The following is a 25,697-nucleotide window of genomic DNA, read 5'->3' as shown; positions in this document are numbered from 1 at the left end:
AGTGAGCCTTTCTCCCCATGCCCGAACTGACCGCGACGGCACAGTACTTCCTGGATCTGCTCGGCATCTTCGGCTTCGCGCTGTCGGGCGGCCTCCTCGGCGTACGCAAGGACTTCAACTTCTTCGGAACGCTCGTCGTCGCCGAAGCCGCCGGACTCGGCGGCGGCCTGCTCAGGGACATCGTGCTCGACGTCCCGTCGATCGCGTTCACCGACCCCGGCTACGCCCTGGCTCCGGTCACCGCGGCACTGATCGTCTACCTCGGCAGACCTCTCGCCCGCCCGCCCTACCTCTTCGAGGTACTGGACGCTGTCGGTCTCGGTCTGTTCAGCGTCACCGGCACCATCAAGGGACTCCAGCACGGCATGGACGCCGTCCCCTCAGCCGCACTCGGCGTCATCACCGCCATGGCAGGAGGCATCCTCGCCTCCGCAGTAGCCAGAGAACTGCCCGCCCTGCTCCGCTGGGACAGCGACCTCTACGCCCTGCCCGCCATCACCGGCGCCGCAGCAACCTCCGCACTCCACACAGCCGCAGCCCTCAACATCGCCACCGCAACCGCCGCGGCCCTCACCGCCTACACCTTCCGCCTCCTGGCACTCCACTACCGCTGGCGCCCACGCCGCTCAACCACCTGGCGCGGCGCAGCCACCCAGTCCCCCGCCCTCCAGCACACCGACGCCCAATTCACCGACACCATCCCGCTGCGAATCATCCGCACCCCATCAAGCCGCCCCACCGCACCACAACATCGCCCCCGGACCCGTCACCCCGACTGTCCATGACACGGCCCCGCCCCAAGCCCCAAGCCCCCAGGCCGTCGCCCGGGTCGTTCACTGGCACCTGCGTACTGGACGGGTCGTGCTCGACGGTGGCCTCGGAGAGAATCTGGGTATGAAGATCACTGCGCACCAGCTCAACCGGGCCACGCTCGCACGGCAGTTGCTGCTCGGCCGCGAGTCCCTGGATGCCGCGGACGGGGTGCGACGTGTGGTCGCGCTGCAGGCGCAGGAGCCCGCCTCGCCGTACATCGCGCTGTGGAACAGGCTGAGCGGCTTCGACCCGGCCGGCCTGGACGCGGCCTTGGCCGGTCTGCAGACGGTCAAGGCGACGCTGATGCGGATCACCTTGCACGCGGTCCACGTCGAGGACTACCGGGCGTTCCGCGAGGCCATGGACCCGACGCTGCGCGCCTCCAGGCTCGGCGACTCGCGCTTCACGGCATCCGGGCTCACCGCCGACGACGCCGACCCACTGGTTGCGGATCTGCTGACGTACGCCGACCGGCCGCGGACCGCCGCGGAGATGGGGAGTTGGCTCGACGAGCGACTGGGCGCACCGATGGATCCGGACGCTCAGCGGATGCTGCGGCAGTACGCGCCGCTGTGGCACGCGCGCACGGGAGGGCCCTGGTCGTTCGAAACACGGCCGTCGTTCGTCGCGGCAGGCACGCGGCCGGTGCTGGCGGATCCGGACGTTGCCGCCGGAGGTCTGCAAGTCCTGATCCGCCGCTACCTGGAGGGCTTCGGGCCGGCGTCGGTCGCGGACATGGCGCAGTTCGCGCTGGTCCAGCGGGCTCGGGCAAAAGCGGCGGTGCACGCGCTCGCCGACGAGCTCGAGCAACTGGAAGGCCCCAACGGCACGGTGATGTACGACATCCCGGGCGCACCACGGCCGTCCGAGGACACGCCCGCCCCACCCAGGCTGCTGGCGATGTGGGACAGCATCCTGCTCGCCTACGCCGACCGCAGCCGCGTTGTGCCACCCGCCTACCGCAAGCACGTGACGCGCGTGAACGGCGACGTGCTGCCCACACTGCTGGTCGACGGCTACGTCGCCGGCGTCTGGCGTCCCGTCGACGGTGGCATCGAGGCCACCGCCTTCCACCCTCTTCCACGCGATGCCTGGAAGGGACTCGCCGCAGAGGCCGAGTCGCTCATCGCATTCCTCGCCGACCGCGACCCCAGGGTCTACCGACGCTACGACCACTGGTGGGCCAAAGGGCTGCCGGGCGCCGAAACACGGCTGCTCCCCGGTGACTGAGCCGCGGGCCCGCCGTCAGGTGGCGGGTCCGGCGAGCAGCGCGTCGATCTGGCCCATAGCTGCGGCCATGCCCTCGGCCATGCCCATGGACACCAGTTGCTCCATCGCCTCCGTTGTCGGGAAGGTGCTCTCGACCGTCATCACGGTGCCCGCGTCGCCGTCCGCGGTGAGCTGCACGCGGATGGTCGTGGTGGGCAGGTCGGGGTTGGGACGGCCGGAGTCGTCGGCGAAGCCGTCATCGAACTCCAGCCGGTGCGGTGCGTCGACGGACAGGATGCGCCACCAGCCGTAGTGCTTGTCGCCCTCCGGCCCGGTCATGCAGTACGTGACCGTACCGCCGGGGGTCAGCTCATGGTCGATGACGGTCGCGGGGTACGTCGGCGGGCCCCACCACCGCTCCAGCTGACGCGGGTCCTGCCAGATCTGCCACACCCGCGCCGGCGGCGCGTCGAACCGCGCGGTGAGCTTCAGTGCGAGGGCTTCGGGGTTCTTCTGGACATCGATCACGGTCATGTCAGTGCTCCTTGCCGTCTCCTGAGCCGGGATCGGCGAGGATCGCGCCGATCCGGTCGATGCGCCCTCGCCACACGACCGCCAGCTGGTCCAGCAGTCGATGGGCCTCACGCAGTCCATCCGCATTGCCCCGCACCCGCTGCTCCCGGCCCTGCCGCTCCTTGGTGACCAGCCCCGCGTGTTCCAGGACGGCCACGTGCTTCTGCACGGCCGCGAAACTCATCGGGAACCGCCGGGCGAGGTCCGAGACCGAGTGCTCGCCGGTGAGGGTGAGAGCCACGATCTCGCGCCGCGTCGCATCGGCCAGGGCGCGGAAGAGGCGATCGGCGTGGTCGGCGGACTCCTGATTTACAACCATCAGGTTGTACGTTACCCGGGTGCCGTCCGGCTGAGCAAGAACATCGCCACAGCCCGGAGGCAGGTCAGAGCCGGAGGCAGAACTCACCGGCCGTTCTTCACTGTCCCGCCGCCGCGAGTCCGAGCGTACGGATGAGGTCCTGCATGTCGGCCTCGTACAGCTTCTCGGGGTCACCGACCATGTGCCGCAGATGGCCGTAGACCTCCAGCGCGAGGAGCCCGTGCATCCGGCTCCAGAACCGCAGGCAGAGCGCGACGGCCGCGGGCGGCAGGTCCGGGAAGGACTCGCGGGCCAGGGAGGCGAGGCTCGGCCGGAAGTCGGACCACTCGTAGTCGCAGCCCGCCTGGGAGTCGGCGGCCTGCGGCCAGGCGGCGGCGACCAGACCGAGCAGCACCGCGCACAGCCGGTGCTCCGCCTCCTGCGCGGCACCGGCCTCAGGCGCTGCGTACCCGGGCACCGGGTCGCCGTAGACGAGGCGGAACTCCTCGGGGTTCGCGATGGCCCACTTCCGGTAGGCGTGCGCGTGGGCGAGCACCTTGTCCGTCGCGCTGCCGGACGGGGCGGTCCGGTGCGCTGCCTCCAGCGTGTTCGCCAGCGAGTCGTAGACATCGGCGGTGAGCGCGGCGACCAGGTCGTCGCGGCTGGCGAAGTAGCTGTAGATGGCCCCCGCCGTCATGCCCATCTCACGGGCGATGGCACGCAGCGAGATGGAGGCCGGCCCATCGGCCGCCATGTGCTTGAGCGCGATCGCCTTGATCTCGGCCGTGGCCTCCGCCCTCAGTCGGGCCCTCCGGCTCTGCGTCGCGTCTCCCATGGTTGACAGCCTAACAGCGTTGAGTCAGAGTACGCCGTGAAAAGACTGAACAGTGTGTAGTAAACGCTTTGGTGTTCAGAATCCTGGACCCGTCATCCCGCCCGTCCATGCCAAGTACTCGAGGAAGCCTCGTGGTTGATACCGTCCCCGGATCCCAGCGGCGGACCGGGCTGATGCTCGCCCTGCTGGCGTTCGCCCAGTTCATCGTTGCCGTCGACTACAACATCGTGTTCGTCGCGCTGCCGGAAATCGGCAGCGCGCTCGGCTTTACCGCCCAGTCCCTGCAGTGGGTGGTCAGCGCCTACGCCGTGGCCTTCGGTGGATTCCTGCTCTTCGGCGGCCGCATGGTCGACCGGCTGGGCGTCCGCCGCATGTTCATACTCGGCCTCGTGATCTTCGGTCTCTCCTGCCTCCTGGGCGGGTTCGCCGAGAACCCCGCAGTCCTGATCACCGCCCGTGCGATCCAGGGCTTCGGCGCCGCACTGCTGACGCCGGCCACCCTCACACTGATCAACACCCGGTTCACCGAAGGCCCCGAGCGCAACAAGGCCTTCGCTCTCTGGGGTGCCGGCGGCAGCGGCGGTCTGGCCGCCGGCGCGCTGCTCGGCGGTGTGCTCACTCAGGCCTGGGGCTGGGAGTGGGTGCTGTTCGTCCTCGTCCCGCCGGCGCTGGTCGCCGCCTTCGTGGCGTTCGGCGCGCTCGCCCCGGACGAGCGTCCGACCAGTGAGCAGGGCGGCTTCGACGCCCTCGGCGCGATACTCGCCACCGTCGGCTCGTCACTGCTCGTGCTCGGTCTGGTCAGCGGCCCGGATGGGGCTCGCTGCGCGGCGCGGGCTCGATCGTCGCCGGCGTCATGACCCTCGCGGTCTTCGCCGTGGTCGAGAACAGGACCAGGAACCCGCTCGTCCCGATGCGACTGTTCGGCAACCGCAGCCTGGTGACGGCGATCCTGATCATCCTGGTCTTCCAGAGCGCGCTGGGCGGCTCGTACTACGTCTTCACCAACTACCTCCAGGGCGTGCTGGCTTACGACGCGCTGGAGGCCGGACTCGCCTTCGTGCCGCTGACCATCATCTCGATGGCCGCGTCACTGAAACTGGCCGGCGCTCTGCTCGGCAAGTGGGGCCCGCGAGCAACCCTGTTCACCGGCATGCTGGTCAACGGTGTCGGCATGATCGTGTTGGCCGTGGCCATGTCAACCGGCGCCTCCTTCTGGGCCTTGGTCCCCGGCCTGATCGTCTGGGGTGTCGGCGGCGGTGTCACCTTCCCGGCGATGTTCGCCTGCGCCGCGTCCGGTGTCGCGCCGCAGGAGGCCGGTGTCGCCTCCGCGCTGGCCACCACCTCCCAGCAGATCGGCGGCGCCGCCGGTCTGGCCCTGCTCGTCGCGGTGGCCACCGCGGGCCTGACCGGAGACACTCCGCCCGTCGCGGACGTCGCCGACGGGCTGCGCACCGCGATGTGGATCGGCGGTGCCGCCTCGATCATCGGCGGTCTGCTGGCCTTCACTCTCAAGAAGCCGGGTGCCGCGCCCAGCACCGCGACCACGACGCCCGCCAAAGCCAGGCTGTGAGCGGCCGTCACATCATGGATCGGCAGCGGGCGCAGGCCTTCTAGTCCCGGCCGATCCGAAGACCGAGACCCTGGACGGTCTCGTTCAGTGAGGCCTCCAGCGGGCTCGGTTCGATCCCGAACGCCTTTGTCGCGGCCGACGAGTCGAGTACGAACGGCCGGCGGAACTGGTACTGCGTCTCGCGCAGTTCACGGACCAGCGGGTTGCCCAGGCCACCGAGCCACAGCACCGGCGCGGGCATGACGGACAGGCGTGGCGCGGGGGCGCCTGCGAGGTGGGCGGCACGGGTCGCGAGGTCGCGGATGGACTGCGGCGGCGCGGTGGGGGCATGCCATGGCCGGCCCCAGGCGCGCTCGTCGGTCGCGGCGGCGACAAGGGTGCGGGCGACGTCGCCGACGTAGGTCCAGCTGTGTGCGGCGTCCAGGTCGGCGGGGACGCTCACGCGCGCGCCGGTCAGCGTCTTGGGCAGGACCTGCAGGGTCAGCAGGGACTGGGAGCCCGCGCCGAGGTAGTCCGAGGAACGGACCTCGGTCGCCCGGACACGGCCCGCCTCGTGTGCGGCCAGCGCATCGCGCCACATCTGGATCCGGACCCGGGCCTTGGCGCCGGTCGCGCGCAGCGGGGTCTCTGCGGTCATGGCACCGTCGACCGGACCGTAGCCGTAGAGGTTGGACGTGGTGACCAGGACCGCGCCGGTCGTCTGTGCCGCGGCCAGGATCGCCGCCGCCAGCGGCGGCCAGTCGGTCACCCACCGGTGATAGGCAGGGCCTGCGCAGTTGTAGAGCGCGGTCGCTCCGCGGGTCAGCTCGACGAGGGTGGGCGCGTCGGTCGCGTCCGCCGCGACCTTCTCAATGCCGGGGTGGTCGGGGCCGGTTCCGCGCCGTGTCACGACGCGGACCTGCTCGCCGCGGTCGGCGAGCAGTCGTGCGGCCGCCGTTCCGACCGGGCCGGCTCCGACGATCACATGCAGGGACGACACGACAAGCACCTCCACGAACGTCGATCTGTTTCGAGAACACTGTTCTCCATAACTCCAGCCTCCCTCGACGGATGCGCTCTGTCAAGAACAGCGTTCTCTTATCGTTCCCTCGTTCTCGGGCTGTGCGACAATCCGTCGCATGACAGCGAAGTCCGCCCGCGCGCGGGTGCGCGCCGAGATCACCGAGGAGATCAGGGCCGTCGCCCGTCGGCATCTCGCCACCGACGGCGCCAATCTCTCTCTGCGGGCGGTGGCACGGGATGCCGGCCTGGTGCCCTCGGCGCTGTACCGGTACTTCGACAGCCGCGACGCCCTCCTCACCGCGCTGATCACCGACGCCTACGAGGCGCTCGCCTCCGCGGTGGACACCGCGGAGGCGGCCGTGCCCAGGGACAACGAGGCCGGCCGGTGGCTGGCGATGTGCCACGCGGTCCGGACCTGGGCGCTGGACAACTCCGCCGAGTACGCGCTCATCTACGGAAGCCCCGTGCCGGGTTACAAGGCGCCCTCGGACACGACGGGCCCCGCCTCGCGGATTCTCCTCACGCTGAGCGGCATCCTGCTCGACAGCGCGGCCGCCGGGCGGCCGGCACCGCCCGGCCGACCGCTCCCGGCAGCACTCCGCAAGGATCTGAACCGGCTGCTGAAGCAGTGGCCGGGGCCGCTGCCGACGCTGCCGGGGCCGCCGCCCGAGGCGGTGCTCGCGACGGCGTTGACGCTGTGGACGCAGCTGTTCGGCCTGGTCGGCTTCGAGACCTTCGGCCGGCTCAACGACATGATCGACGCGCGGGACGAGTACTTCGACCACCAGGTCCTGGTCATGGCCGACCTGGCAGGTCTCTCCGCCGCGGACACATAGCGCCCCGAAGGGCGGCCCCAGCCGTCCCGGAGCTCAGACGCCCGTACGGCCGTCGATGCGCTCGATGAGGTCCGCGTGGCCGCAGTGGCGGGCGTACTCGGCGATCATGTGGGTGTAGATCCAGCGCAGCGTGACCTGCCCGCCCATGAAAGGGCTGGAGTCGTCGAGCGCGCGGGCGGCGCAGTTCACTCTGGCGCGGTCGCTATGGCGGCGTACCAAGTCGCCGGTGCGGTACATGCGCTCGCCGGGTTCACCGAACGGGCAGGCGACGAAGCGTTCCGCGGTCAACGCGGGCTGGTTCAAATACCCACGGGCGAGCCCCGTGCCGGCCAAGTAGAGCTCCCCCACCTTGCCGGCTGGAACCGGCCTGGGGAACTCATCGAGAACGTAACAGACCGTCCCGTCCACCGGTCGACCTATGGTGGGCGGGTCAGAGGCTCGCACAGGATCGCTGAGCGTCGCGCACACGGTGGTCTCCGTGGGTCCGTACGCAATGATCAGTCTTCGATTTCGCGACCACCTGGCCACAACGCTCTGGGGGCATGCCTCTCCACCAACCGCGAAGGTCCGTACGGTGGGCAGCTCGTCCTGACGCAGCAGGGCAGCATCGCCGGTCCGAGGAAGAGATGCGTGACCCGCTCACGTGCGCATACCTCGGCGAGTCCCACCCCGGGCAGCGCACGCAGAGTCGGCGCGAGAACGAGAGCCGCTCCCGTCAGCAAGGCCATGCACAGTTCCCATAGCGCCGCGTCGAAAGACGGAGAGGCGAGTTGCAGGACCCTGCTGGATGGCGAGAGCGCGAGTCGCTGCTGGCTCGTGGAAGCCAGGTTCGCGATGCCGTGATGCGTCACGACAGCGCCTTTTGGGGCACCAGTGGAACCCGACGTGTAGATCACATACGCCGGATGGTTCGGTCGCAGAGAGGCACACCGGTCGGCATCGCAGAGGTCCCGACCATCCTGACGCTCCCACCTTTCCACCGTGACTGGGTCGTCCAGGACCACCAGCCCATCCTTGCCACCAGCCACCGGCAGGACATCGCGGTGCCTCCTTCTCGTGACCACCAGGGCCGGACGCGCATCGGCAAGCATGAGCGTCATCCGCTCGTGGGGATAGTCCGGTCGACCGGCAAGTACGCTGCGCCTGCCTTGGACACCGCCAGCACCGCGGTCACCAGCTCCACGCCGTGCGTCAGGGCGAGGGCGGCGGTCACTTCCGGACCCGCCCCGCGCGCCACCAGTAGCCGGGCCAACCGATTTTGCTCTGCTCACCCCGCCCACGGACCCGGGCAGTCGGCCGTGACCGGCGCGTGGCTCGACACACTCCCGTCCCCGTCGTCCTCATGGAGCGCACCATCCCGGCGGCACACATGGCCAGGCACGTCGACTGCATCGGCACCGACCGCGCCGAGGGCCACCCTGCGATGGCCGAGCTGCACCAGGTGCCGCACCGCGCGCGGACCGCGCCCCCGGCGCTTCCCGAGACCCGGCATCTCATCGACGCGCGGATGCTTGGCCTGTTGCGCGCCGGGTCCACGCTCGTCAACACCGCCCGGGGGGCTGGTCGACCAGGGCTCGCTGGTCAAGGAGGTTCCTCGCCGGAAGGATTTACGCGGTCCTCGACGTCACCGACTCGACCCCGCCGAGCGACTCGCCCCTGTACGACCACCCGCACGTGCTGCTCCCCCCATACCGCCGGCTCATTGAGCACGGAGCTGAGCCGACTCGCGGACGGCACCCTGGACGAGCTGTCCCGTTACGTGAACGGACGCCCCCTCCAACACGTGGTTCATGCCGATGACTTGGCCCGCAGCGCGTAGACCGAGTGCCGCGGCAGAACCGTACGGACTTGGTGCTGCGCGGCATCAGACCCGCGCGGGCCTCCGGTCGGCGTGTGTCCCCCCAACCGACCTGGAGTTCCCATGTCCCCCCTGAGCCGCAGGACATTCCTTGCCTCCTCCTCCGCTGCCGCCGCGGCGGCAGCCGCCTCGCTGCCTGTCCTGACCCCGCAAGCCTTCGCCGCCGAGGACGATTTCGCCCTCATTCGCCGCCGCTGGGCCGACTGGCTGACCGGTGGCGAAGTCGACATCGCTGATCCAGACTTCGCCACCAAGCTGAGCGCTGTCTCCGCCACCGCCGCTGACCTGCTCGGGAAGCTCAACACCAGTCCGGACCGCGAGTACCTGTGGGAAGAGCTCTCCCCGGTCACCGACTCGGCCAACTTCCGCATCTCGTACGGCTGGCTCCTGGGGATCACCGGAGCCTGGGCGACGAAGGGCAGCGACCAGTACAACGACGACGCGATAGCCCAGAGGATCCTCGAAGGGATCGACTTCCTCTATGCCAAGGTCTACAACGAGAACGCCACGCAGACCGGTAACTGGTGGGACTGGCAGATCGGTTCGCCCAACAGCCTGCTCGGCATCTCCGTCCTGCTGTACGACAGGCTCGGCGTCGACCGCCTCTCCGCCGTCGACCGGACCATCGGCCGCTGGGTGCCGGCCACTACCCTCGACGGCCGCTCGCTCACCGGCGCCAACAGGGCCAGCATGTGCCGTGTGGCTGTGCTCCACGGAGCCGTCGCCGACAGAGCGGAGCGCATCGCGCACGGCCGGGACGCCGTCTCGGATCTCAGCGGCGGCGGAGAGAACTCCCTGTTCGGCTACGTGGAGTCCGACGACGGCTTCTACCGCGACGGCTCGTTCATCCAGCACCACTACATCCCGTACGTCGGGAGCTACGGCGTCACTCTCCTGGAGGGCGTCGCGAGCCTGATGGCACTGCTTTCCGGGACCCCCTGGCAGATCACCGACCCGGACCTGAACGTGATCACCGACTCGGTCGACAAGACATTCGCGCCATTCCTTGCCGACGGCGGCCTCATGATGGACACCGTCCGCGGCCGGAGCATCTCCCGCGAGGCCGACCAGGAAGACCGGGCAGGTTACAACGCCATCTCCAGCATCCTGCTGCTGGCCCGCGGGGTCGACGACGCCACGGCCGCGCACTGCCGGTCGCTGGTGAAGGGCTGGTTCACCCGCGGGCGGATGTCCTACACCCACGAGTACGCGAACATGAGTCAGGTCGCGCTGCTGAAGGAGGCGATCGCCGACCCCGCGAGCTCCGCAGCGAAGCCGCTCGACGCGCATATCCAGATGGCCGACAGCGACCGCGTCGTGCACCGCCGAGCCACCTGGTCGGTCGCGCTGTCGCTGAGCTCCAAGCGGATCGCCCGCTGTGAGGTGACCAACCGGGAGAACCTGCGCGGCTGGTACATCGGCGACGGGATGACCTATCTTTACCTGCCCGGGGACACCGGACAGTTCAACACCGGATTCTGGCCCTCCGTCGACCCGTACCGGTTGCCGGGGACGACGTCAGGTCTTGAGCCGCGCGAACAGCTGCCCAACGGCTACCACATGGGCCTGACCGACTGGGCCGGCGGTGTCGCCATCGGCCGGTACGGGGCCGCGGGCCTTGACCAACGCTCGTACGACGAGAAGCTCACCGCGAAGAAATCGTGGTTCTTCCTGGAAGACGCAGTCGTCATGCTCGGCGCCGGCATCACCTCGACCGGGAGCGCAGGCGTGGAGACCACGGTCGAGAACCGCAATCTCCGTCTGGACGAGACCGCGAAGCTGACCATCGACGGCCGAGGCTGCCCCACCGGCCTGGGCTGGGAGGAGACGTACTCCCGGGCGAGGTGGGCTCATCTGGAAGGGGTCGGCGGCTACCTGTTCCTGGACCGCAAGGGCATCACGGCCCGGCGCCTGGAGCGCACCGGGACCTGGCGGGATCTCACGGTGACCGGCACCACCGTGCCCATCACCAAGCCTTACCTCCTCCTGTCCCGTGAGCACGGTGTGGGGCCGGTGGGGGACTCGTACGCGTACGCGCTGCTGCCGACCGCCGGCAGCCTGGAGACGAGGATCCGGTCTGCCGTGCCGGGATTCACGGTCCTGTCGAACACCGCCGCGGTGCAGGCCCTGAGCGCCGGGCGGAGGCTCTTCCTGGCGAACTTCTGGTCAGCAGGATCCGCCGGCCTCGTGGACTGCCAGAGCCCTGCGTCCGTGGCCGTGGCACGGGAACGGGGCCTGGTGACCGTGGCGGTCTCCGACCCGAGCCGCACCACCGAGAAGCTCACGGTGCGGGTTTCGCTGCCGGTCGGGCACGTAGTGTCCCGGGACGACACGGTCGCCGTGACCCGCCGTTCGGCAGGCGCCGTCACCCTCTGCGCAGATTTGGCCGGCACCCGCGGTCACACTCAGTCGATCACCTTCCGGGCCGTCTGAACGGGGGCCGGGCCGTTACACCTCGCGCTCACCTCGGCGTCCATCCGAACGAGCATGCTCACCACGCGTGTTCTGCGAGGTAGCAGCCGATGTCCCGGGAGCCCCACTGCCCGTCGCCACGATGACGCGATAGCGGCGGGAGAGGTTTTCGCCGGGCTCGAGCACCAGCTCGTCGAAGAAGGACCAGGACGGCGCCACCAAGGCGAACGGATCGTTGCGCACGAAACAGTGGGCCGGATGGCTGCCGTTCCTTCCCAGGTGATCGTTCTCGGGGCGTGCGCTAAGAGGGCATCTGATCTGGATTGCTGGTGGTTTGATCCGTTCAGGTGACTGCGGCAGCAGTGCGTCGTTGCTTGTTCCGTGAGCTCTCGGCGCCCGTATCGCAGTGACGTGTCCGATGCCCGATGGGCTTTGATCGAGCCGGTGTTCACGGCTTGGCGAGCGGGGCGGACCGGGCCAGGCACAGCCGCTCGAGTGCATGATCTGCGGGAGATCGTGAACGCGATCCTCTACGTGAACCGCACCGGTATCCCGTGGGAGTACCTGCCGCACGACCTCCCGCCCTACAAGACCGTCTACGACTACTACGCGAAGTGGGAAGCCGACGGCACCACGCAGCTGGTCCATGATCTGCTGCGGGAGAAAACCCGCCGGGCCCAGGGCCGTGCGGTGGCCCCGTCCGCGGCCGTGGTGGACGCGCAGAGCGTGAAGACCTCGGCCAACGTGCCCGAAGCAGACCAAGGCATCGACGCGGCCAAGAAGATCAAAGGCCGCAAGCGGCACCTGGTCACCGACACGCTCGGCCTCGTCCTCGCCGTGATCGTCACCGCCGCATCGGTGCACGATTCCGCCGGCGGCAAGCAGCTCCTCGAGCATGTTGCCGCCGCGCATCCCAGCGTGGTCAAGATCTGGGCCGACGGCGGCTACCAGACCACCGTCATCAACCACGGAGCCCGCTTGGGCATCGACGTCGAAGTCGTGAAACGGCCCAACCGCTCAGGATTCCAGCCTCTTCCGAAGCGATGGGTGATCGAGCGGACATTCGGCTGGTTGATGCAGCACCGCCGCCTGGCACGCGACTACGAAGCCTTACCCCAGCGGTCCCGAGCAATATCCACTGGGCCATGGCTAACAAAATGAGCCGCGAGCTCACGGGAGAATCCACGCCAACCTGGCGAATCGAAACGGGTGAATCGGTCAACACAGCCTGAACAGTGATCAGATGCCCTCTAAGACCAGGGTGGCATGGCCGTCGACACCGTTCGAACTCTCCCGAGTACGCGTGCCACGGGCCTGCTTGCCCATGACCGCGGGCCCTTCGCAGTCGGCCGTGAGGATCCTGCCGCCGCGGAAGGCCCGCGGACCGCGCCAGAGCAGCCCGGAGTAGCCCGCCCCTTCGCGGCCCTCGGTGGTGGGGCTCGCGAAGCGGAGGGCGTCGTTCCTGCGGTTGGTGATCGCCGTCGACCATGTCAGGTGCCAGGCCACGGAGTCCCCGCGTGGGACCGGGCGGCCTCGATGGGCCGCGACTCGGCAGCCCAGGCGTCGCCGTCGTGATTGCGCCAGATGAGCCGTTCCGCGATGACCGCCCGGCCGCCCGCGGCGCCCACCTCGTCGAAACTCTCGTGCGTCATCGAGCCAACGCACTCGGGCAGTTCGACGTATTCCTCTCCGGGTACATAGGTGGGGTCGCCCCAGAGGTTCTGGCCTGACAGATGGGAGGCCGTGAGCTGGATGCCCTGTGCCAGCGGTGGTCGTTGGGCCGGTAGTCGGTGACGATCTTGCCGGAACGTGTGGCGAGGGGGTGCAGATACGGCTTCGGCGCTTCGTAGGGCGCTTCGGGGCGATAGACGTAGGACAACAAGCGTGTCTCGCCCGCCGCCACGTCGATGCGGTCTCCGTGGGCATGTGTCAGCTTCACACCGTCTCCCTCGCCGCGGTGCCGGGCGCTCAGCCCGGGGTGTCGCCGTGGAGCGCGGCGTAGAAGGGGTCGTCAGTCTGGATCGCACCAGCGCAGACCGTGCCGTCGGTGAACGCCGACTTGTACAGCGCGGTGATGAATTCGAGGGTCGCCCGGCCGCCTGCTCCGCTGGTCCGCGGCCGGCGTCCGGCCCACGCGTCGTCCACGAAGGAACGCAGTTGGGCCACATGTGAACTGGGCACGTCCTCCCCGAAATCCCGCCAGGCCCTGGTCTCCGCCTCCGTGGCGCCGGGTGCCGGGGTGATCCGCCAGTCGGCGTTGGAGTGTCGGTACAGGTGTGTCACCTCCACGGTGGCGCGCTCGCAGTCGATGCGGATGCGGCTCACCTCATCCGGGCTGAGCACGCTGTTGACCACGGTCCCCAGCGCGTCTCCCCCAGGGCAATGCTGGACGCCCCCGGTGTCGCGCGCTGAGGGAGTTGCCTTTGCGCGCTCTTCAGCCGTACGACTCGGTCGGCGCGGGCGTCGACGAAGTGCGGATCATGGCTGGCCATGACGATGGCCAAGCCGCGCTTGGAGGCCAGCTCACGCAGCAGGTCGGCGATGTCGTCGCGCAGTGCTTCGTCGAGTCCGGCCCGTGGGTTCGTCGAGGAGAGGAGCTCGGGTTTGCGGGCAAGGGGCGCGCGAGTGCGACGCGGCGTTGCTGTCCGCCGGAGATCGCGGTGGGCCTGCGGTCGGGGAATCCGTGGTCCGTGGGCAGCTTGCATTCACGCAGCAGGTCGAGCACCGCCTGGCGGCTCGCGGCAGTAGCAGTGGCAGTGGCAGTGGCAGTCTCCGCGACGAGATGGCGGATCTTCATGCGCGGGTTGAGTGCGGACCCCGGGTCCTGGCCTACGTAGGCGACTTGGGTACGGTGCATCGCCTGCAACGCCTTCGCCTCCAGGCCGGGTACCTAGTGGTCCAGGACATTGAACGCGGCCGAGTCAATGGTGACTTGAGGGCGAAGGTGGCCGATCAATGAACGCAGCAGCGTGCTCTTGCTGGACCCGGAAGGGCAAGCACATCGACCCGCTGTTCGTTGAAACGAAAAGGACGTCATCGATCGGAAGCGTTCATGTGGGTACGCGCTGCAGCCCGGGACGGGTACATTGACCGGTCAAGCGAGACGAGAGAGCCCCTTCCGGTCGTCGGCCCCCAGCTGCCGGAGTCCGGCCTAGCGACCGTGAGCGGCCCGGACATGGCGCCCTCGGCGCAGCCCTTGCCCCTCTGCTGAGCAGGAGGTGCCCGAGAGCAGTGGTCCCCTCGGCGCGGCCTGCAGGCAGCGCGGCACAGACCCACCAGGACGCCGACGGTGGGTGGCAGTCGACGGTCATCGGTGAGGGGCGTTTACCGGCAAGTTCCGCACTCTGTGGAAGGACCGGACATGACGGATCTCAGCGGATACGACGGCGAGAGCTTCGCCACCGACCTCACCAGGGCCACCGCTACGGTCGGCGCTCCTACCGACGCCGGTGTCGCCGAACAGGCCTTCAAGGCATTCCGGCCGGACTTCACCACCGGGACCGTGCTGTGGCGATGCACTGACCGCAGCGGTGACCCTCTCTCGTTCCGGCTGTTCCCTCTCGAACCCGTGAACACCCAGGCCAGGGCCATCAGCGCCGGACTGCTCGACCAGCGCCATCCCCTCATGCCGCTGGCCACGTCCTGGTCCACGCTGTACGACGCCAATACCCAGCACTCGTACGCCTTCGACTCCGACTTCGGGCTCACGAAGACGTGGATCTACTTCGGATCGCGTCGGCCGGCGGCCGAGATCCTCAGCGCCCCGTCCGTTCCCCGCGCGATCGCGCGCCGTGGGGCGGAGTTCCACGAGCGCGGCTTGCGTGACATCAGCTTCGCCGCCATCGACTGGCGGTACAACACGGTCGTTCTCGACTTCGACATCTCCGGTCCGCTCACCCCCGAGAGCCTCGCCTCTCTGGTCGCCACGACCGGCGCACCCGCGGTGTCGGCAAGGACCGCGGACACCGTCCTCGCGTACATCTCCCGTGATCACTGTGTGGCTCTGGCCGTCGACCCCGCCAACGGGTACGCCGTGGACTGCGGGTTCTCCGTCATGGACGTGCCCACGGCGAAGCTGCCGAGGCTTCCGGCACGTCTGGAGGCGTTCTTCGCGGACGCACCCACTCACGCGAAAGACGAGTTCAACGTCGTTGGGTGGTCCTTCGGGAAGAAGGGCCCGTACATGAAGGCCGAGCGGCAGTACCACGGCGACATCCGTGCCCTGCTCGCCAGTTGGACCGAACAGACCGCCGACCGCAGCGCCTCCGGGGAGTGAGGACGATGACCACCACCGAACCTGCCGCGAACCAATTCCGCCCGCAGCTCGTCTTCGACGACCCAGCCGCCGAACGCCGGCACCTCCTCGACGCCCTCTCCCGCGCGTTCTGGCACTTCTCCGCGCTCGGCTTCGACGAGGGAATCGCCGGCATCATCACCGTGCGCGACCCGGAGCACGCCGACACGTTCTGGACCAACCCCATCGACATCCCCTTCGGTCACATGAGCCCCGGGAAGCTGATCCGCTCCCATGGGCCCACGGGTGACACCCTCGAAGGAGAGGGCGTTGTCAACCTGGCCGCGTTCGCCATCCACGCCGAGATCCATGCCGCCCGCCCCGACACGCAGGCCGTCATCCACCTCCACACCGACTACGGGCGCGCGTACTCAAGCCTCGGCCGGCTCCTCGAACCCCTCACCCAGGACCACACGGCGTTCTTCGAAGACCATGTTCTCTTCGACGAGTTCACCGGGATCGTCTTCGACCGCTCGGAGGCAAAACGCATAGCCGCCACCCTCGGACCGCGTAAGGGGGTCATCCTGCAGAACCACGGCCTGGTCTCCGTCGCCGAGAGTCTTGAGGCCGCCGTGTGGTGGTTCACCGCCTTCGACACCTGCTGCCACATCAGCCTGCTCGCCGAAGCCGCAGGAACCCCCACACTCCTGGACGAGGAGGTGGCCCGCCTCACGGCGCGTCAGATCGGCACCCACCAAGTCGGATACGCATCCGCACGCCGCCTCCTCGCCCGAGCTCTCCCCTCCCCCAGACCAGCCGACTGATACAGGGGGCCACGCGCCATGGTGACGCAAGTCGAGTTCGATCCGGCTGCCTTCAGCCTGTCCAACCCCGATCTGATCGCTGACCCCTACCCGGCCTACGCGCTCATGCGGAGCGCGGATCCCATTCACCGCTCCGCCATGTACGGAGGCTCATGGGTGCTGTTCGCCTACGAGGACGTGGCCGCTCTCCTGTGTGACCCACGGCTGACGAACAACCGGGCCACCCTGCCCCTCAAGGCCCTCCCCGCAGGGCAACGGGCCGAGTTCGCCGACATCGTGCCCGTACTCGACAACTGGGTGGCCTTCTTCGACGGCAGCCGACACTGGATGCGGCGCCGGCATATGAATCAGGTCTGCGACCTGTTCACCAAGGACGTCCTCACGCGGGTGATCCAAGAGTCGATCGACATGCTCCTCGACCGGTGGAACGGCCGCCACGACGTCATCGCCGACTTCGCCCGGCCCCTGCCGGCGATCGTCATCACCCGTCTCCTCGGCTCGCCTTGGGAAGATCACGAGAAGCTCGCCGCATGGTCCGACAGGATCGCCTACCTGTTCGGCGCGAGCGCCCTCACCGTCGACGATCTCCGCGCCGGCCAGGCAGCACTTCACGCCTTCGCCTCCTACCTGCGCGAACAGGCACACGAGGCCATGTGCACGGGGGCCACCACGATGGTGACGCGCATGACGTCGGAGACCACCCGCGAGTTCAGCTTCACCGTCGAAGAGGCGTGCGCGCAAGCGATGCTGCTGATGTTCGCCGGCGTGGAGCCGACCCGCTATCTCATAGGCAATGCCGTCCACGCCTTGGACGCATCCCCCAGGCAGAGACGCCTCGTCACCTTCAGCGAGCGCACCCGGGCCATCGCCGTGGAAGAGTTCCTCCGGCACGGCACTCCCGTGCAGTACATCGGCCGCATGGCCGCCGAGGACTTCACATACAAGGGCCACCGGATCGAGGCCGGTCAGCCGGTCCTGCTCTACGTGGGGTCGGCCAACCGGGACGCCGCCCAGTTCCCCGACCCCGAAGTCCTCGATCTGACCCGGAGACCGAACCTTCATCTGGCGCTGGGGAAAGGCCCGCACAACTGCATCGGCGCCTTCCTGGTCCGCGTACAGACCGCCATGGCTCTGCATTCGCTGCTGACCCGGTTCCCCGATCTGCGCGTCGTCAAGGAGACTGCGCCCATCAGTAACACCAACCTGGGTTTCCACGGCTTCAATTCCCTGACCGTCGACACCTCTGCGCAGCGGCCCGACGATCAGGTGGGGCTCGATGCGGCGTTGTAGTCGAAGATCCATCCGAAGTCGGAGGCCATGGAGCCGCGGGCGAGATCGGCGTCACGCGCCTGCTGCCGGGGTCCGTCCGGCAGCCGGAACCGCGCGCCGTGTTCGGCCGTCAGGTCATGGATCGTCCGGACCCGCTCGGCCCGTTCGCTTTCGTAGGCCCTCAGTGCCTCCACGGGGTCCGCGTGCGTGGCCAGGGATGCCGCAAGTCTGACGGCATCCTCCATGGCCAGGTTGGCGGCCTGCGCCAGAAACGGCGGCATGGCGTGCGCCGCATCCCCGACCAGCGTGATCCGGGCCGCCTTCCATGCGGAGGACAGCGGCCGGTCGTACAGCGCCCAACGGGTCATCGTCGTCACGGAGGTCAACAGGTGAGTGACCGTCGCATCCCAGTCCTCGTAGTGCCCAAGGACCATGTCCGGATCCCCCGGCTCCGACCAGCCCGGGCTTGTCCACGGCTGACCGTCCGCGCTCGCGCTGATGTAGTAGGCGCTGCCGCCGCTGATCGGATACGCCACGAAATGCCGCTCGGGACCGGCCCAGATGGTTGCATGCCGAGGATCAACCGACTCCGGCACGCGGTCGGACGGGACGATGCCCCGGTACATGACGTTTCCCGTATAGCGGGGGCTGTCCCCGCACAGCTGATTGCGGATCGTGGAGTGAATGCCGTCCGCGCCGATCAGGAGGTCGGACCTCACGGACGAGCCGTCGGAAAGCCGTACGCGCACACCGTCCGCGTCCTCATCCACGCGCGTCACGGCCGCCCCGTACGTGACGGTGCCCTCCGGGATGCCTGCCCGCAGCGCCCTGTTCAGGTCCGCCCGATGCAACGTGTAGTACGGGGCGTCCTTGATGCCGGTCAGGTCGAGAGTGCCGATGATCCGGCCATTTGCCCAGCGGCGGATCGCCAGCGCGTCCATCGCGCTGCCGTAGCGAGCCAGATCCACGCCGAGCCGCTGAAGGACGCGCATGCCGTTGGGTGCGACGTGGATACCCGCCCCTTCCGGGTGCGGCCCGGGCGCCGCCTCGTACACCCGGCACGACCAGCCAGCATCGAGCAGAGCAAGGGCCGTGGTGAGGCCGGCGATACCGGCACCGACGACAACGGCTGTTCCAGGGCTGGTTGCAGTCACGTCCGGGGTTCCTTCCTTGGGCTTCCGCTTGGAGCATAGGGACCTCCTGCTACCAAGCAAGAGTGAAGAACCATCCCGACCGACATCGTGAAAGGCAAACCATGGCCGTGCTCGGGACACTTCAGGTAAGCCCACAGGGGCTCGGTTGTATGCCGCTGAGCGACATGTACGGCTCCTGCACCGTGCGCGACGGCATCCGCGTCATCCACCGGGCCCTCGATCTCGGCGTCACGCTCCTGGACACAGCCGACATGTACGGGCCGCACACCAACGAACAGTTGCTCGGACGAGCCCTGGCGAGGCGCCGCGACCGGGTCGCCATCGCCACGAAGTTCGGTGTCGTCCGCACCGCCGGCGACACTCCTGCGCACTGGACGATCCGCGCCGACCTCGCCTACGTACGGCAGGCCTGCGAAGCCTCCCTAAGGCGCCTGAAGACGGACCGGATCGACCTCTACTACCTGCACCGTGTCGACCCCACCACGCCCGTCGAAGAGACCATCGGAGCCCTTGCCGACCTCGTCCAAGAGGGGAAGATACGCCACATCGGCTTGTGCGAGACCACGGCCGAGACCATCCGCCGCGCCCATCGCACGCACCCGCTCACCGCGGTTCAGAGCGAGTGGTCGCTGTGGTCACGGGACATCGAGCACGCGGTCGTCCCCACATGCCGTGAACTCGGCATCGGCATCGTCGCCTTCGCCCCGCTCGGCCGCGGATTCTTCACCGGCCGACTCACTGCCACCGACCGGCTGGCGGCGAGCGATATCCGACGCGCTCTCCCCCGCTTCTCCGAGGACAACCTGCCCCGCAACCTTCCCATCGCGCAGGCCGTGCTGCGCGCCGCCGGCAGGCTCGGCATCACCGCCGCACAACTCGCCCTGGTGTGGCTCCATCACCAGGGCGACGACGTCGTCCCGATCCCTGGCACCCGGAAGGTGCACCACCTGGAAGAGAACATCCGGGCCCCCGGGCTTCCCGTCACCCGCGATGTCCTCGCCTCGCTCGAAGAGGCCGCCCGTCACGTCACGGGCGGGCGCTATCCCGACACCATGAACCGCCACTCCCGGTAAGGACACCCTCATGGCAGACGTGTTCGACCCACTCACCACGTACAACACGGCTTCCGACAGCTACTCTGACATCCGAGAACGTCGCGCCCCGTTCTGCCTCGACGAAGTCACCAACCACCTGCGCATCCAGCCCGGCGACCACGTCCTCGACGTCGCCTGCGGACCCGGAGGCGTCGCGCTCCGCGCCGCCCGGCAAGCGGGTCCCGGAGGCCGCGTCATCGGCTGTGACATCTCCGACCAGATGAGGGAGGCCGCCCGGCGCCGAGCCCATGAGCTGAAGCTGGACAACGTCAGCTTCGAATACGCCGACATCGACCGGCTCCCCTACACACCGGGTACGTTCGACGCCGTCTCCTGCAGCCTCGGTGTCTTCTTCTCGCAGCAGATCGTTGCCGCCATCAGCAGCCTGCACCGCCTGCTCAAACCTGGCGGCCGACTCGCCATCTCGACCCTCGGTCACAACTTGTTCACCCCCGCATCCGGCCTCTTCCTCGACCTCGCACAGGCCCATATGCCCGGCCTTGCCATCGACTTGCCGTGGAAGAAGACGGAAGACCTCACCACCCTGCGCACTCTCGTCGAAGAAGCCGGCGTCGCCGGTGCGGAGTTCCTGCAGGCGGCCTACGCCACCCGTCTGTCCGACGCCACCGACATTTGGCAGATCATGATGGGCACCGGATTACGGAACATCGCCATGCGTATGGACGAGAAGGCGCTGCACCGCGTGCGCCGCGACCTTGAGGGGTGGCTCGGCTCCAACGGCATCCGGCAGCTCACCACGACTGTCAACTACGTGGTGTGCGAGCGACGTTGAGGGGCGACGACCCCAAACAAGAGGCACTCCTATTCGTGCCGTGCGCATGGGCGGTCGGCCCTCGGGCGGGCACGGCGGAAGGGATGACGGCTTCGCCTGTGGCGCGCAGGTCCCATGCCAAGCGGAGCGCGTCGATCAGCGTTCGCGCGCTGTACGGCGACACCGCCAGTTCCCGGCGTGCCTCGGCCAGCAGCTCGGTGGCGCTGTCGGGACCGCGCTCCTCGGCGCGGCGCTTGCGCTCGTTGAAGTTCCTGCGGCCGAAGATTCCCAACAGGGTGAAGGAGAAGTAGGCGTACGCGGCCGCCTCGTCGATGAGCGGACCGGCCCCGTCCGGCAGAGCCGGGACATCGGGCTGGGCCGTGTCCCGTGCCGAGTGCAGGGCCAAGTGTTCCAACGCTCGCTGGAGCTCCCTGTCGCATGCGGGGCAGAGACGGTCGACGGTACGCAGAAGGCCGGCGAGGGTCCGGAAGGAGCCGAGGATCATGCTGTTCTGCGGTGACCATTGCTGCTTGGCGAGCAAGGTGCGGAAGCCAGCCAGGGTCTCGGAGAGTTCCTCCAGGTTCATGGCCTGTGCGATGTCGAAGAGTTCGAGTTGGTTGAGGGATACCGCCGGCCAGCGTGTTGGCCAGCAGCAGCACACACGGGCCGGTGAGCTCTGGCGCCCGCTTCTCCAGGATAGCCTTCGACTCCGCCAGGATCCCCGGCTGCACATGGACCACGTCATCGAAGGAACTGTCCGTCACGTCACGGTGCGGCAGACCTCGTCGGACGAAGGCAGCGCCGACGTCCTCCGCCACGGAGATGAGGTAGTGGACGTGCGGCACACCCAGTATCGCCTTGATTTCACGCTGGAATGCGAGCGCTTCCGTATCGGTGCCGAGGGTCCACTCCGTCGATCGCGATGATGAAGCGCCGATGGTGTGCCGGAAGATTCTCCGCGATACGGGTCACCAACTGCTGGAAATTCGCGACCAATTCGGGGTAGCTCGACGGGAGGATGGACAGCGAGCTGGTATGCGTCGTGCCCAGGGTGAACAACTGGACAGCACCTCCGGTGTTGAGAGTGGAGGACGAACCCTGCACGGTCTGCAGCCGGTAGAGGCGGTTGCGGCAGTCGGTCACGAGCTTGGGCTCGGCACTGGGCATCCACGAGCGGTCCCCGAACTTGAGGAGCACGATGCCCAGGAGCCATACGCAGAGCAGGAGCGCGCTCTCCGAGTCCGTGAGGATGGCCCAGCCGGCCTCGACCGTCGCAAGGAGAGCGAGCCCGGCCAGGAAGAACAGTCTGTTCAACGGACCGGCGACCCGCCGCCTCGGTATCTCCCAGGGACCGTACTCGTCCAAGTCGAGTTTCACGGGTCCGATCTTCACCGGTGGTTTCCAGGCGGCGAGCCAGCTCCGGCAGATCAACCACAGGACGAGCAGTCCGGCCGGCAACGCAACGGCGGGTCGGGAGACCAGCAGGCTCGCGTTCCGGCGGATGTCCGGATCGAAGCCAAGCCAGACGAAGGGACCGCCCAGCAGTCCAAGGGATACCGATTCGTGGCTGGCGAGTTCGGAGTCAACTCCACGAAGACCTACAAGGTGACCTCCCACGGTGACTACTACCGCAGCGTTTTCTACTCGGCGACGCCGGTGAACTGATCTGCCGAACTGGATCTGCCTGACCAGACCTGCTGCAATCGTCCACCAGATCCGGAGTCCTGTGCCGGCTTCGCCCCGCCGGTCGTTCGACCGGCGGGGCGAAGTCGATTGCGCGAAATGGCGGGCGCGAGCCCGGCAGCATCGAACGGCGTGCCCTCTTCGCTTACGCGTCGTACTAGGGACCGGATCATTCGGACGCCTCGGCGTCGTCCGACGCGACGGCGTCCGCGCCATTTCTGGGGGGACCGCCATGGCAGTTCCGTGGTCGGGTCGCGGTAAGCATCGCGACGAACCGTCTAATGCCGGAGGATGGACGGCCTCAGCAGTGGCCCGCCGCGGCGCGCCGAACGGCGGGCGACGTGCATCTTCTGACCAGGGAATGCGATAAACCCGGAGGCCTTGTCGGAGACACGGGCTCCCGGGTTCGGCCACCTGCCCACCCGTTGCCGTCTCACTGCGCTCGGGCTCCCTCTGTGCCCATGGCAAGCAATTCGCAAGGCAACGACAAGCACCGATCCGCAGGATTGCCTTCCGCACCCCCACAGGTAGATCGACGCGCCAGCGTCGAATGGCAGAAGGAAGCCGATGCACAAGCGTTCATTCAAAAGGTGGTCGATCAGCACGGTGGCCACCACCGCGCTCGCGGCCGGCGCCGTACTCATTCCGGGCCACCGCGGCTGAGGCACGTCAGCCGTACGTGTTCCGGCTGTGCAACGAAGGCAGGAATTACGCTGTCGCGGCGGGTGTGTACGGCATGCCCCCCGCGGGCGGCCACTACAAGTTCCAGCAGAAGATGGTCGAGCGGGGCGAGTGCCATGTCATCGACATCCCTGAGCGCTTCACTGCAAAGGTCAACGTCCGAGCCTATGGCCCTGGCGGGAGCGCCCACGTCACCCAAAAGGCCATCGACACCGGCAAGGGCCTGAACATCACCACCTGGGGCGACCGCTACACCAGCGTCCCCTACAAGCTGACCTGATCCGGGCAGCGCCACAACGGTGCTCCTGGCAGCGTGGGGCATTCTCATGGCCACCACCTGCCAGGAGCTCTGGCTGCCGCAGGAGCGGCCTCGGAATACACCTGGTCTCGGCGAACGCGACCCCGAGGAGCGGGATCAGCGCGCGGGGAGTTCACCTGTTGCGGCGGTCACAGTCGCCCTCCTCCCGGGCATTCGTGGCGTCCCAGATGGCGCGGCACGTGTCGAGTGCATCGCGGTCGGTGCAGGGCTTGATAGGGAAGAGGGGCGCTTGGCCGAAGAGGTCGGAGCGCAGGCGGATCACGCTGAGCTCGGCTGGGTCCCGCCTGTCGTCGTGCTGCGCGCCGGCGAAGGTGGCGGTCTGGCGCCAGCGGCGGCGGTCGAGCCACCAGGCGGCCCGTTGGCCGATCCAGCCGAGGATCGCAAGGAAGGCGAGGAAAACGACGCTGGCCGACAGAGCGACGATGTGGTAGGCGGCGATGGTGCGGATCCGGTCGAAGACTTCGTAGGCGATCACATCCGCCTCCCCTACGCCCGTCCAACGGCGACCGTGATGGCTCTGCCCTTGCCAGCGTTGGCGAACACGAACAGTGGGATGCCAGCGCGCTTGTGCGCGGCGAGGACGGGGAGTCCACCACTATCTATGCCGCTGTCGTCTGCGTGCACGTTCGTGACTTGCTTCATATGCGTCCCTGGCCTCGTGTTGATTCCTGACGCCAGTTGCTACGCCTGCAGAGCAACATTAGTTCACCCCGCCCACCCCAACGGACGACACAAAACGTCATCCAGTTGACGGCCTGGCGGTGGCGCAGAGGGATCCAGTGGCGCCGGGTGCCCGGCAGCTATCCATTCCTTGCCGCGTACATGAGGGAATGCCCCGCGCGCCGGGAGTTCTCCACGGGACGGGGCATTCGAAACAAGCTGGAGACCGGTATCGGTGACCGGCCGGCGCCTTGGCGACCAGCGGCGAGTGCGTGCCAGCAGGCACTTCGTAGGCACTTTGCTGATGTCGTGAGCGGTTGGGTTGGGTCAGTTCGATGAAGGGGGCGACTCCGAGTGCTGACTGCCGCGATCCTGCAGGTCCACGGTGTACCGCCTTCAGGCCCGGGCCGCCACTAACAGCGGCCCGGGACCAGGTAGTTGGCCGCCGGCAGACACGACGGCCCGGCAGTGACGTCCGAGCAAGCGCGCCACCGCCGACGGACGCCCCCTGAAGGGCGGCGGGGAGGAGACGTACGAGCCCCTTCTTCACGTTCCACGGCTTCCGATATGTCGAAGTTACCGGCTGTCCTGGCACTCCGCCGCTATCGGCGGTCACGGGCTTGGTGATGCACACTGCCGCACCGTCACCTTCGAGATGGAAACCGACGTGCCGATGCTGGACCGGCTGCACCACAACATCGCCTGGGGCCAGCGCGGCAACTTTCTCTCCATCCCCACCGACACCCCTGCCCGCGACGAACGCGTCGGCTGGACCGGCGACATCAACGTCTGCGCCCCCCGCCGCCGCGCACGTCATCGAGCGCGCCCTTCCTCACGACGTGGCTGCAGGACCTGCGCGACAGCCAGTCAGCCGAGGGCAGGTACCCCCGACGTGGCCGCTCATCGGCCCGCCCGGGGATGGCGTCGGCGGCTGGGGCGATGCGGGGGTGACCGTGCCTTGGGCGCTGTACCAGGCGTACGGCGACCTGCGGGCGCTCTCGGACTCGTGGGAGTCGATGGTGCGGTTGCTGGACTACCCCCGGCAGCACAGCAGCGACCTGCTCCGCCCGGCGGAGGGCCTTGGCGACTGGCTGAACATCGACGACCGGACACCGAAGGACGTCATCGGCACGGCCCATTTCGCGCACAGCGCCGACCTCGTCGCCCGCATCGCCGAGGTGCTCGGTAGACCCCGGCCCGTATACCACGCTCTACAAGGAGATTCGGGGCGCCTTCCGTGCCGCCTACATGACCGCAGGCGGCCGGGTGACGGGCGACCCAGACCGCATACGTCCTCGCCTTGTCCATGGGCCTGCTGCCCGAAGCCGACCGCCTCGTCCAGCTGATCGAGGCCAAGGACTGACATCTGTCCACCGGCTTCCTCGGCACCTCGCGGCTGCTGCCGGTGCTCACCACCACTGGGCGGACCGACGTGGCATACCGGCTGCTGCACCAGCGCACCTTCCCCGGCCGGTGCTACCAGATCGACCATTGCGCGACGACGATGTCGGAGCGCCGGGACGCCATCAAGCCGGACGGCAGCTTCCAGGACGCCCGGTGACCGATTCGGATGCGGGAACCGAAGCGTGGGAGTCCGACAG

25 protein-coding genes and 5 pseudogenes are annotated in these 25,697 nt (G+C 68.3%); 15 read left to right on the top strand and 15 right to left on the bottom strand.

The genetic code is table 11. The annotated features are described in order from the left end of the window. Positions 1 to 17: 17 nt before the first annotated feature. Together ACH4YL_RS23960 and ACH4YL_RS23955 are read left to right on the top strand one after the other, a co-directional pair. Entirely contained in the window at positions 18 to 785 is a 768-nt protein-coding gene (locus ACH4YL_RS23960) for a trimeric intracellular cation channel family protein (protein ID WP_398509453.1), read from the top strand. A gap of 109 nt (positions 786 to 894) precedes the next feature. Beyond that, the gene (locus ACH4YL_RS23955; protein WP_398509452.1) at positions 895 to 2,043 is read left to right on the top strand and encodes a winged helix DNA-binding domain-containing protein; all 1,149 of its coding nucleotides are present in this window, start codon (positions 895 to 897) and stop codon (positions 2,041 to 2,043) included. Positions 2,044 to 2,058: 15 nt separating this feature from the next. On the opposite strand, the gene ACH4YL_RS23950 is transcribed toward ACH4YL_RS23955, so the two are convergent. The 3 genes from ACH4YL_RS23950 to ACH4YL_RS23940 all read right to left on the bottom strand — a co-directional run bounded on the left by ACH4YL_RS23950 (position 2,059) and on the right by ACH4YL_RS23940 (position 3,728). Continuing rightward, positions 2,059 to 2,556 (bottom strand): SRPBCC domain-containing protein, encoded by a 498-nt coding sequence (locus ACH4YL_RS23950; protein WP_398509451.1) that lies wholly within the window; start codon positions 2,554 to 2,556, stop codon positions 2,059 to 2,061. Position 2,557: 1 nt separating this feature from the next. Then, positions 2,558 to 2,914, bottom strand: coding sequence for an ArsR/SmtB family transcription factor (locus tag ACH4YL_RS23945; RefSeq protein ID WP_398509450.1), 357 nt, complete (start codon positions 2,912 to 2,914; stop codon positions 2,558 to 2,560). 97 nt (positions 2,915 to 3,011) lie between these two features. Further along, positions 3,012 to 3,728 (bottom strand): TetR/AcrR family transcriptional regulator, encoded by a 717-nt coding sequence (locus tag ACH4YL_RS23940; RefSeq protein WP_398509449.1) that lies wholly within the window; start codon positions 3,726 to 3,728, stop codon positions 3,012 to 3,014. Between the two features lie 131 nt (positions 3,729 to 3,859). On the opposite strand from ACH4YL_RS23940, the gene ACH4YL_RS23935 reads away from it, so the two are divergent. Beyond that, positions 3,860 to 4,585 carry an MFS transporter gene (locus tag ACH4YL_RS23935; RefSeq protein WP_398509448.1) on the top strand — a complete coding sequence of 242 codons (726 nt, stop codon included), beginning with the start codon at positions 3,860 to 3,862 and terminating at the stop codon, positions 4,583 to 4,585. Further along, positions 4,582 to 5,298: an MFS transporter gene (locus tag ACH4YL_RS23930; protein ID WP_398509447.1), complete on the top strand. Its 717-nt coding sequence runs from the start codon at positions 4,582 to 4,584 to the stop codon at positions 5,296 to 5,298. Before ACH4YL_RS23935 ends, ACH4YL_RS23930 begins: the two co-directional genes overlap by 4 nt. A 40-nt stretch (positions 5,299 to 5,338) precedes the next feature. Here ACH4YL_RS23930 and ACH4YL_RS23925 read toward each other — a convergent pair whose 3' ends face one another. Beyond that, positions 5,339 to 6,277 carry an NAD-dependent epimerase/dehydratase family protein gene (locus ACH4YL_RS23925; protein WP_398509446.1) on the bottom strand — a complete coding sequence of 313 codons (939 nt, stop codon included), beginning with the start codon at positions 6,275 to 6,277 and terminating at the stop codon, positions 5,339 to 5,341. Positions 6,278 to 6,416: 139 nt separating this feature from the next. Here ACH4YL_RS23925 and ACH4YL_RS23920 point away from each other — a divergent pair, with 139 nt between their 5' ends. After that, positions 6,417 to 7,136 (top strand): TetR/AcrR family transcriptional regulator, encoded by a 720-nt coding sequence (locus tag ACH4YL_RS23920; RefSeq protein WP_398509445.1) that lies wholly within the window; start codon positions 6,417 to 6,419, stop codon positions 7,134 to 7,136. 33 nt (positions 7,137 to 7,169) lie between these two features. On the opposite strand, the gene ACH4YL_RS23915 is transcribed toward ACH4YL_RS23920, so the two are convergent. Next, a complete protein-coding gene (locus ACH4YL_RS23915; RefSeq protein WP_398509623.1) occupies positions 7,170 to 7,469 on the bottom strand; it encodes a DUF664 domain-containing protein in 300 nt (99 codons plus the stop codon). Between the two features lie 27 nt (positions 7,470 to 7,496). Next, positions 7,497 to 8,349: pseudogene (locus tag ACH4YL_RS23910) on the bottom strand (AMP-binding protein); the annotation flags it as partial. Between the two features lie 708 nt (positions 8,350 to 9,057). On the opposite strand from ACH4YL_RS23910, the gene ACH4YL_RS23905 reads away from it, so the two are divergent. Beyond that, positions 9,058 to 11,427: a polysaccharide lyase 8 family protein gene (locus tag ACH4YL_RS23905; protein WP_398509444.1), complete on the top strand. Its 2,370-nt coding sequence runs from the start codon at positions 9,058 to 9,060 to the stop codon at positions 11,425 to 11,427. Between the two features lie 15 nt (positions 11,428 to 11,442). On the opposite strand, the gene ACH4YL_RS23900 is transcribed toward ACH4YL_RS23905, so the two are convergent. Beyond that, on the bottom strand, positions 11,443 to 11,907 hold the full coding sequence (locus ACH4YL_RS23900; RefSeq protein WP_398509443.1) for a DUF6807 family protein: 465 nt from the start codon (positions 11,905 to 11,907) through the stop codon (positions 11,443 to 11,445). On the opposite strand from ACH4YL_RS23900, the pseudogene ACH4YL_RS23895 reads away from it, so the two are divergent. Next, a pseudogene (locus ACH4YL_RS23895) lies at positions 11,788 to 12,638 on the top strand (IS5 family transposase). The gene ACH4YL_RS23900 and the pseudogene ACH4YL_RS23895 overlap by 120 nt on opposite strands. A gap of 7 nt (positions 12,639 to 12,645) precedes the next feature. Here ACH4YL_RS23895 and ACH4YL_RS23890 read toward each other — a convergent pair. The 4 genes and pseudogenes from ACH4YL_RS23890 to ACH4YL_RS23875 all read right to left on the bottom strand — a co-directional run bounded on the left by ACH4YL_RS23890 (position 12,646) and on the right by ACH4YL_RS23875 (position 14,203). Further along, positions 12,646 to 12,912 carry a DUF6807 family protein gene (locus ACH4YL_RS23890; RefSeq protein WP_398509442.1) on the bottom strand — a complete coding sequence of 89 codons (267 nt, stop codon included), beginning with the start codon at positions 12,910 to 12,912 and terminating at the stop codon, positions 12,646 to 12,648. Next, positions 12,897 to 13,309, bottom strand: a pseudogene (locus ACH4YL_RS23885) (DUF6807 family protein). The gene ACH4YL_RS23890 and the pseudogene ACH4YL_RS23885 overlap by 16 nt, the downstream one beginning before the upstream one ends. Before the next feature lie 65 nt (positions 13,310 to 13,374). Further along, positions 13,375 to 13,773, bottom strand: a pseudogene (locus tag ACH4YL_RS23880) (gfo/Idh/MocA family oxidoreductase); the annotation flags it as partial. A 67-nt stretch (positions 13,774 to 13,840) separates the two neighbouring features. Further along, a complete protein-coding gene (locus ACH4YL_RS23875) occupies positions 13,841 to 14,203 on the bottom strand; it encodes a hypothetical protein (RefSeq protein ID WP_398509622.1) in 363 nt (120 codons plus the stop codon). 564 nt (positions 14,204 to 14,767) lie between these two features. Between ACH4YL_RS23875 and ACH4YL_RS23870 the strand changes: the two genes are divergently transcribed. Genes ACH4YL_RS23870 through ACH4YL_RS23860 form a run of 3 tightly spaced genes read left to right on the top strand, consistent with a single transcriptional unit; the run spans position 14,768 to position 17,754 of the window. Then, a complete protein-coding gene (locus tag ACH4YL_RS23870; RefSeq protein ID WP_398509441.1) occupies positions 14,768 to 15,682 on the top strand; it encodes an aromatic prenyltransferase in 915 nt (304 codons plus the stop codon). A 5-nt stretch (positions 15,683 to 15,687) separates the two neighbouring features. After that, positions 15,688 to 16,464: a class II aldolase/adducin family protein gene (locus ACH4YL_RS23865; RefSeq protein ID WP_398509440.1), complete on the top strand. Its 777-nt coding sequence runs from the start codon at positions 15,688 to 15,690 to the stop codon at positions 16,462 to 16,464. A gap of 18 nt (positions 16,465 to 16,482) precedes the next feature. Continuing rightward, positions 16,483 to 17,754: a cytochrome P450 gene (locus ACH4YL_RS23860; protein WP_398509439.1), complete on the top strand. Its 1,272-nt coding sequence runs from the start codon at positions 16,483 to 16,485 to the stop codon at positions 17,752 to 17,754. Here ACH4YL_RS23860 and ACH4YL_RS23855 read toward each other — a convergent pair. Next, positions 17,727 to 18,887: an FAD-dependent monooxygenase gene (locus ACH4YL_RS23855; RefSeq protein ID WP_398509438.1), complete on the bottom strand. Its 1,161-nt coding sequence runs from the start codon at positions 18,885 to 18,887 to the stop codon at positions 17,727 to 17,729. The genes ACH4YL_RS23860 and ACH4YL_RS23855 overlap by 28 nt on opposite strands. A 149-nt stretch (positions 18,888 to 19,036) precedes the next feature. On the opposite strand from ACH4YL_RS23855, the gene ACH4YL_RS23850 reads away from it, so the two are divergent. Both ACH4YL_RS23850 and ACH4YL_RS23845 read left to right on the top strand, forming a co-directional pair. After that, a complete protein-coding gene (locus ACH4YL_RS23850) occupies positions 19,037 to 19,960 on the top strand; it encodes an aldo/keto reductase (RefSeq protein ID WP_398509437.1) in 924 nt (307 codons plus the stop codon). Between the two features lie 10 nt (positions 19,961 to 19,970). After that, positions 19,971 to 20,774: a class I SAM-dependent methyltransferase gene (locus ACH4YL_RS23845; RefSeq protein ID WP_398509436.1), complete on the top strand. Its 804-nt coding sequence runs from the start codon at positions 19,971 to 19,973 to the stop codon at positions 20,772 to 20,774. Here the strand turns inward: ACH4YL_RS23845 and ACH4YL_RS23840 are convergent. Both ACH4YL_RS23840 and ACH4YL_RS23835 read right to left on the bottom strand, forming a co-directional pair. Then, positions 20,746 to 21,339, bottom strand: a complete 594-nt coding sequence (locus ACH4YL_RS23840) for a hypothetical protein (protein WP_398509435.1) — start codon at positions 21,337 to 21,339, stop codon at positions 20,746 to 20,748. The two genes, ACH4YL_RS23845 and ACH4YL_RS23840, sit on opposite strands and share 29 nt — an antisense overlap. A 278-nt stretch (positions 21,340 to 21,617) precedes the next feature. Then, a complete protein-coding gene (locus ACH4YL_RS23835) occupies positions 21,618 to 22,130 on the bottom strand; it encodes a hypothetical protein (RefSeq protein ID WP_398509434.1) in 513 nt (170 codons plus the stop codon). A 1,033-nt stretch (positions 22,131 to 23,163) separates the two neighbouring features. Here ACH4YL_RS23835 and ACH4YL_RS23830 point away from each other — a divergent pair. Then, entirely contained in the window at positions 23,164 to 23,397 is a 234-nt protein-coding gene (locus ACH4YL_RS23830) for a hypothetical protein (protein ID WP_398509433.1), read from the top strand. Between the two features lie 151 nt (positions 23,398 to 23,548). On the opposite strand, the gene ACH4YL_RS23825 is transcribed toward ACH4YL_RS23830, so the two are convergent. Further along, positions 23,549 to 23,911, bottom strand: coding sequence for a hypothetical protein (locus ACH4YL_RS23825; RefSeq protein WP_398509432.1), 363 nt, complete (start codon positions 23,909 to 23,911; stop codon positions 23,549 to 23,551). An 840-nt stretch (positions 23,912 to 24,751) separates the two neighbouring features. On the opposite strand from ACH4YL_RS23825, the pseudogene ACH4YL_RS23820 reads away from it, so the two are divergent. Together ACH4YL_RS23820 and ACH4YL_RS23815 are read left to right on the top strand one after the other, a co-directional pair. Beyond that, positions 24,752 to 25,442, top strand: a pseudogene (locus tag ACH4YL_RS23820) (hypothetical protein). Between the two features lie 59 nt (positions 25,443 to 25,501). Further along, the gene (locus ACH4YL_RS23815) at positions 25,502 to 25,657 is read left to right on the top strand and encodes a hypothetical protein (RefSeq protein WP_398509431.1); all 156 of its coding nucleotides are present in this window, start codon (positions 25,502 to 25,504) and stop codon (positions 25,655 to 25,657) included. The last annotated feature ends 40 nt before the right edge of the window (positions 25,658 to 25,697 follow it).

Source organism: Streptomyces sp. NPDC020681 (assembly GCF_044334895.1).
Lineage (GTDB): Bacteria > Actinomycetota > Actinomycetes > Streptomycetales > Streptomycetaceae > Streptomyces.
This window is presented reverse-complemented; position numbering and strand designations above follow the sequence as displayed.

Excerpts from the sequence above, each read along its gene's own strand:
- ACH4YL_RS23960 (WP_398509453.1), top strand. The coding sequence starts at position 18 with ATGCCCGAACTGACCGCGACGGCACAGTACTTCCTGGATCTGCTCGGC.
- ACH4YL_RS23955 (WP_398509452.1), top strand. The coding sequence starts at position 895 with ATGAAGATCACTGCGCACCAGCTCAACCGGGCCACGCTCGCACGGCAG.
- ACH4YL_RS23950 (WP_398509451.1), bottom strand. The coding sequence starts at position 2,556 with ATGACCGTGATCGATGTCCAGAAGAACCCCGAAGCCCTCGCACTGAAG.
- ACH4YL_RS23945 (WP_398509450.1), bottom strand. The coding sequence starts at position 2,914 with ATGGTTGTAAATCAGGAGTCCGCCGACCACGCCGATCGCCTCTTCCGC.
- ACH4YL_RS23940 (WP_398509449.1), bottom strand. The coding sequence starts at position 3,728 with ATGGGAGACGCGACGCAGAGCCGGAGGGCCCGACTGAGGGCGGAGGCC.
- ACH4YL_RS23930 (WP_398509447.1), top strand. The coding sequence starts at position 4,582 with ATGACCCTCGCGGTCTTCGCCGTGGTCGAGAACAGGACCAGGAACCCG.
- ACH4YL_RS23920 (WP_398509445.1), top strand. The coding sequence starts at position 6,417 with ATGACAGCGAAGTCCGCCCGCGCGCGGGTGCGCGCCGAGATCACCGAG.
- ACH4YL_RS23905 (WP_398509444.1), top strand. The coding sequence starts at position 9,058 with ATGTCCCCCCTGAGCCGCAGGACATTCCTTGCCTCCTCCTCCGCTGCC.
- ACH4YL_RS23900 (WP_398509443.1), bottom strand. The coding sequence starts at position 11,907 with ATGCACTCGAGCGGCTGTGCCTGGCCCGGTCCGCCCCGCTCGCCAAGC.
- ACH4YL_RS23875 (WP_398509622.1), bottom strand. The coding sequence starts at position 14,203 with ATGAAGATCCGCCATCTCGTCGCGGAGACTGCCACTGCCACTGCCACT.
- ACH4YL_RS23870 (WP_398509441.1), top strand. The coding sequence starts at position 14,768 with ATGACGGATCTCAGCGGATACGACGGCGAGAGCTTCGCCACCGACCTC.
- ACH4YL_RS23865 (WP_398509440.1), top strand. The coding sequence starts at position 15,688 with ATGACCACCACCGAACCTGCCGCGAACCAATTCCGCCCGCAGCTCGTC.
- ACH4YL_RS23860 (WP_398509439.1), top strand. The coding sequence starts at position 16,483 with ATGGTGACGCAAGTCGAGTTCGATCCGGCTGCCTTCAGCCTGTCCAAC.
- ACH4YL_RS23850 (WP_398509437.1), top strand. The coding sequence starts at position 19,037 with ATGCCGCTGAGCGACATGTACGGCTCCTGCACCGTGCGCGACGGCATC.
- ACH4YL_RS23845 (WP_398509436.1), top strand. The coding sequence starts at position 19,971 with ATGGCAGACGTGTTCGACCCACTCACCACGTACAACACGGCTTCCGAC.
- ACH4YL_RS23840 (WP_398509435.1), bottom strand. The coding sequence starts at position 21,339 with ATGAACCTGGAGGAACTCTCCGAGACCCTGGCTGGCTTCCGCACCTTG.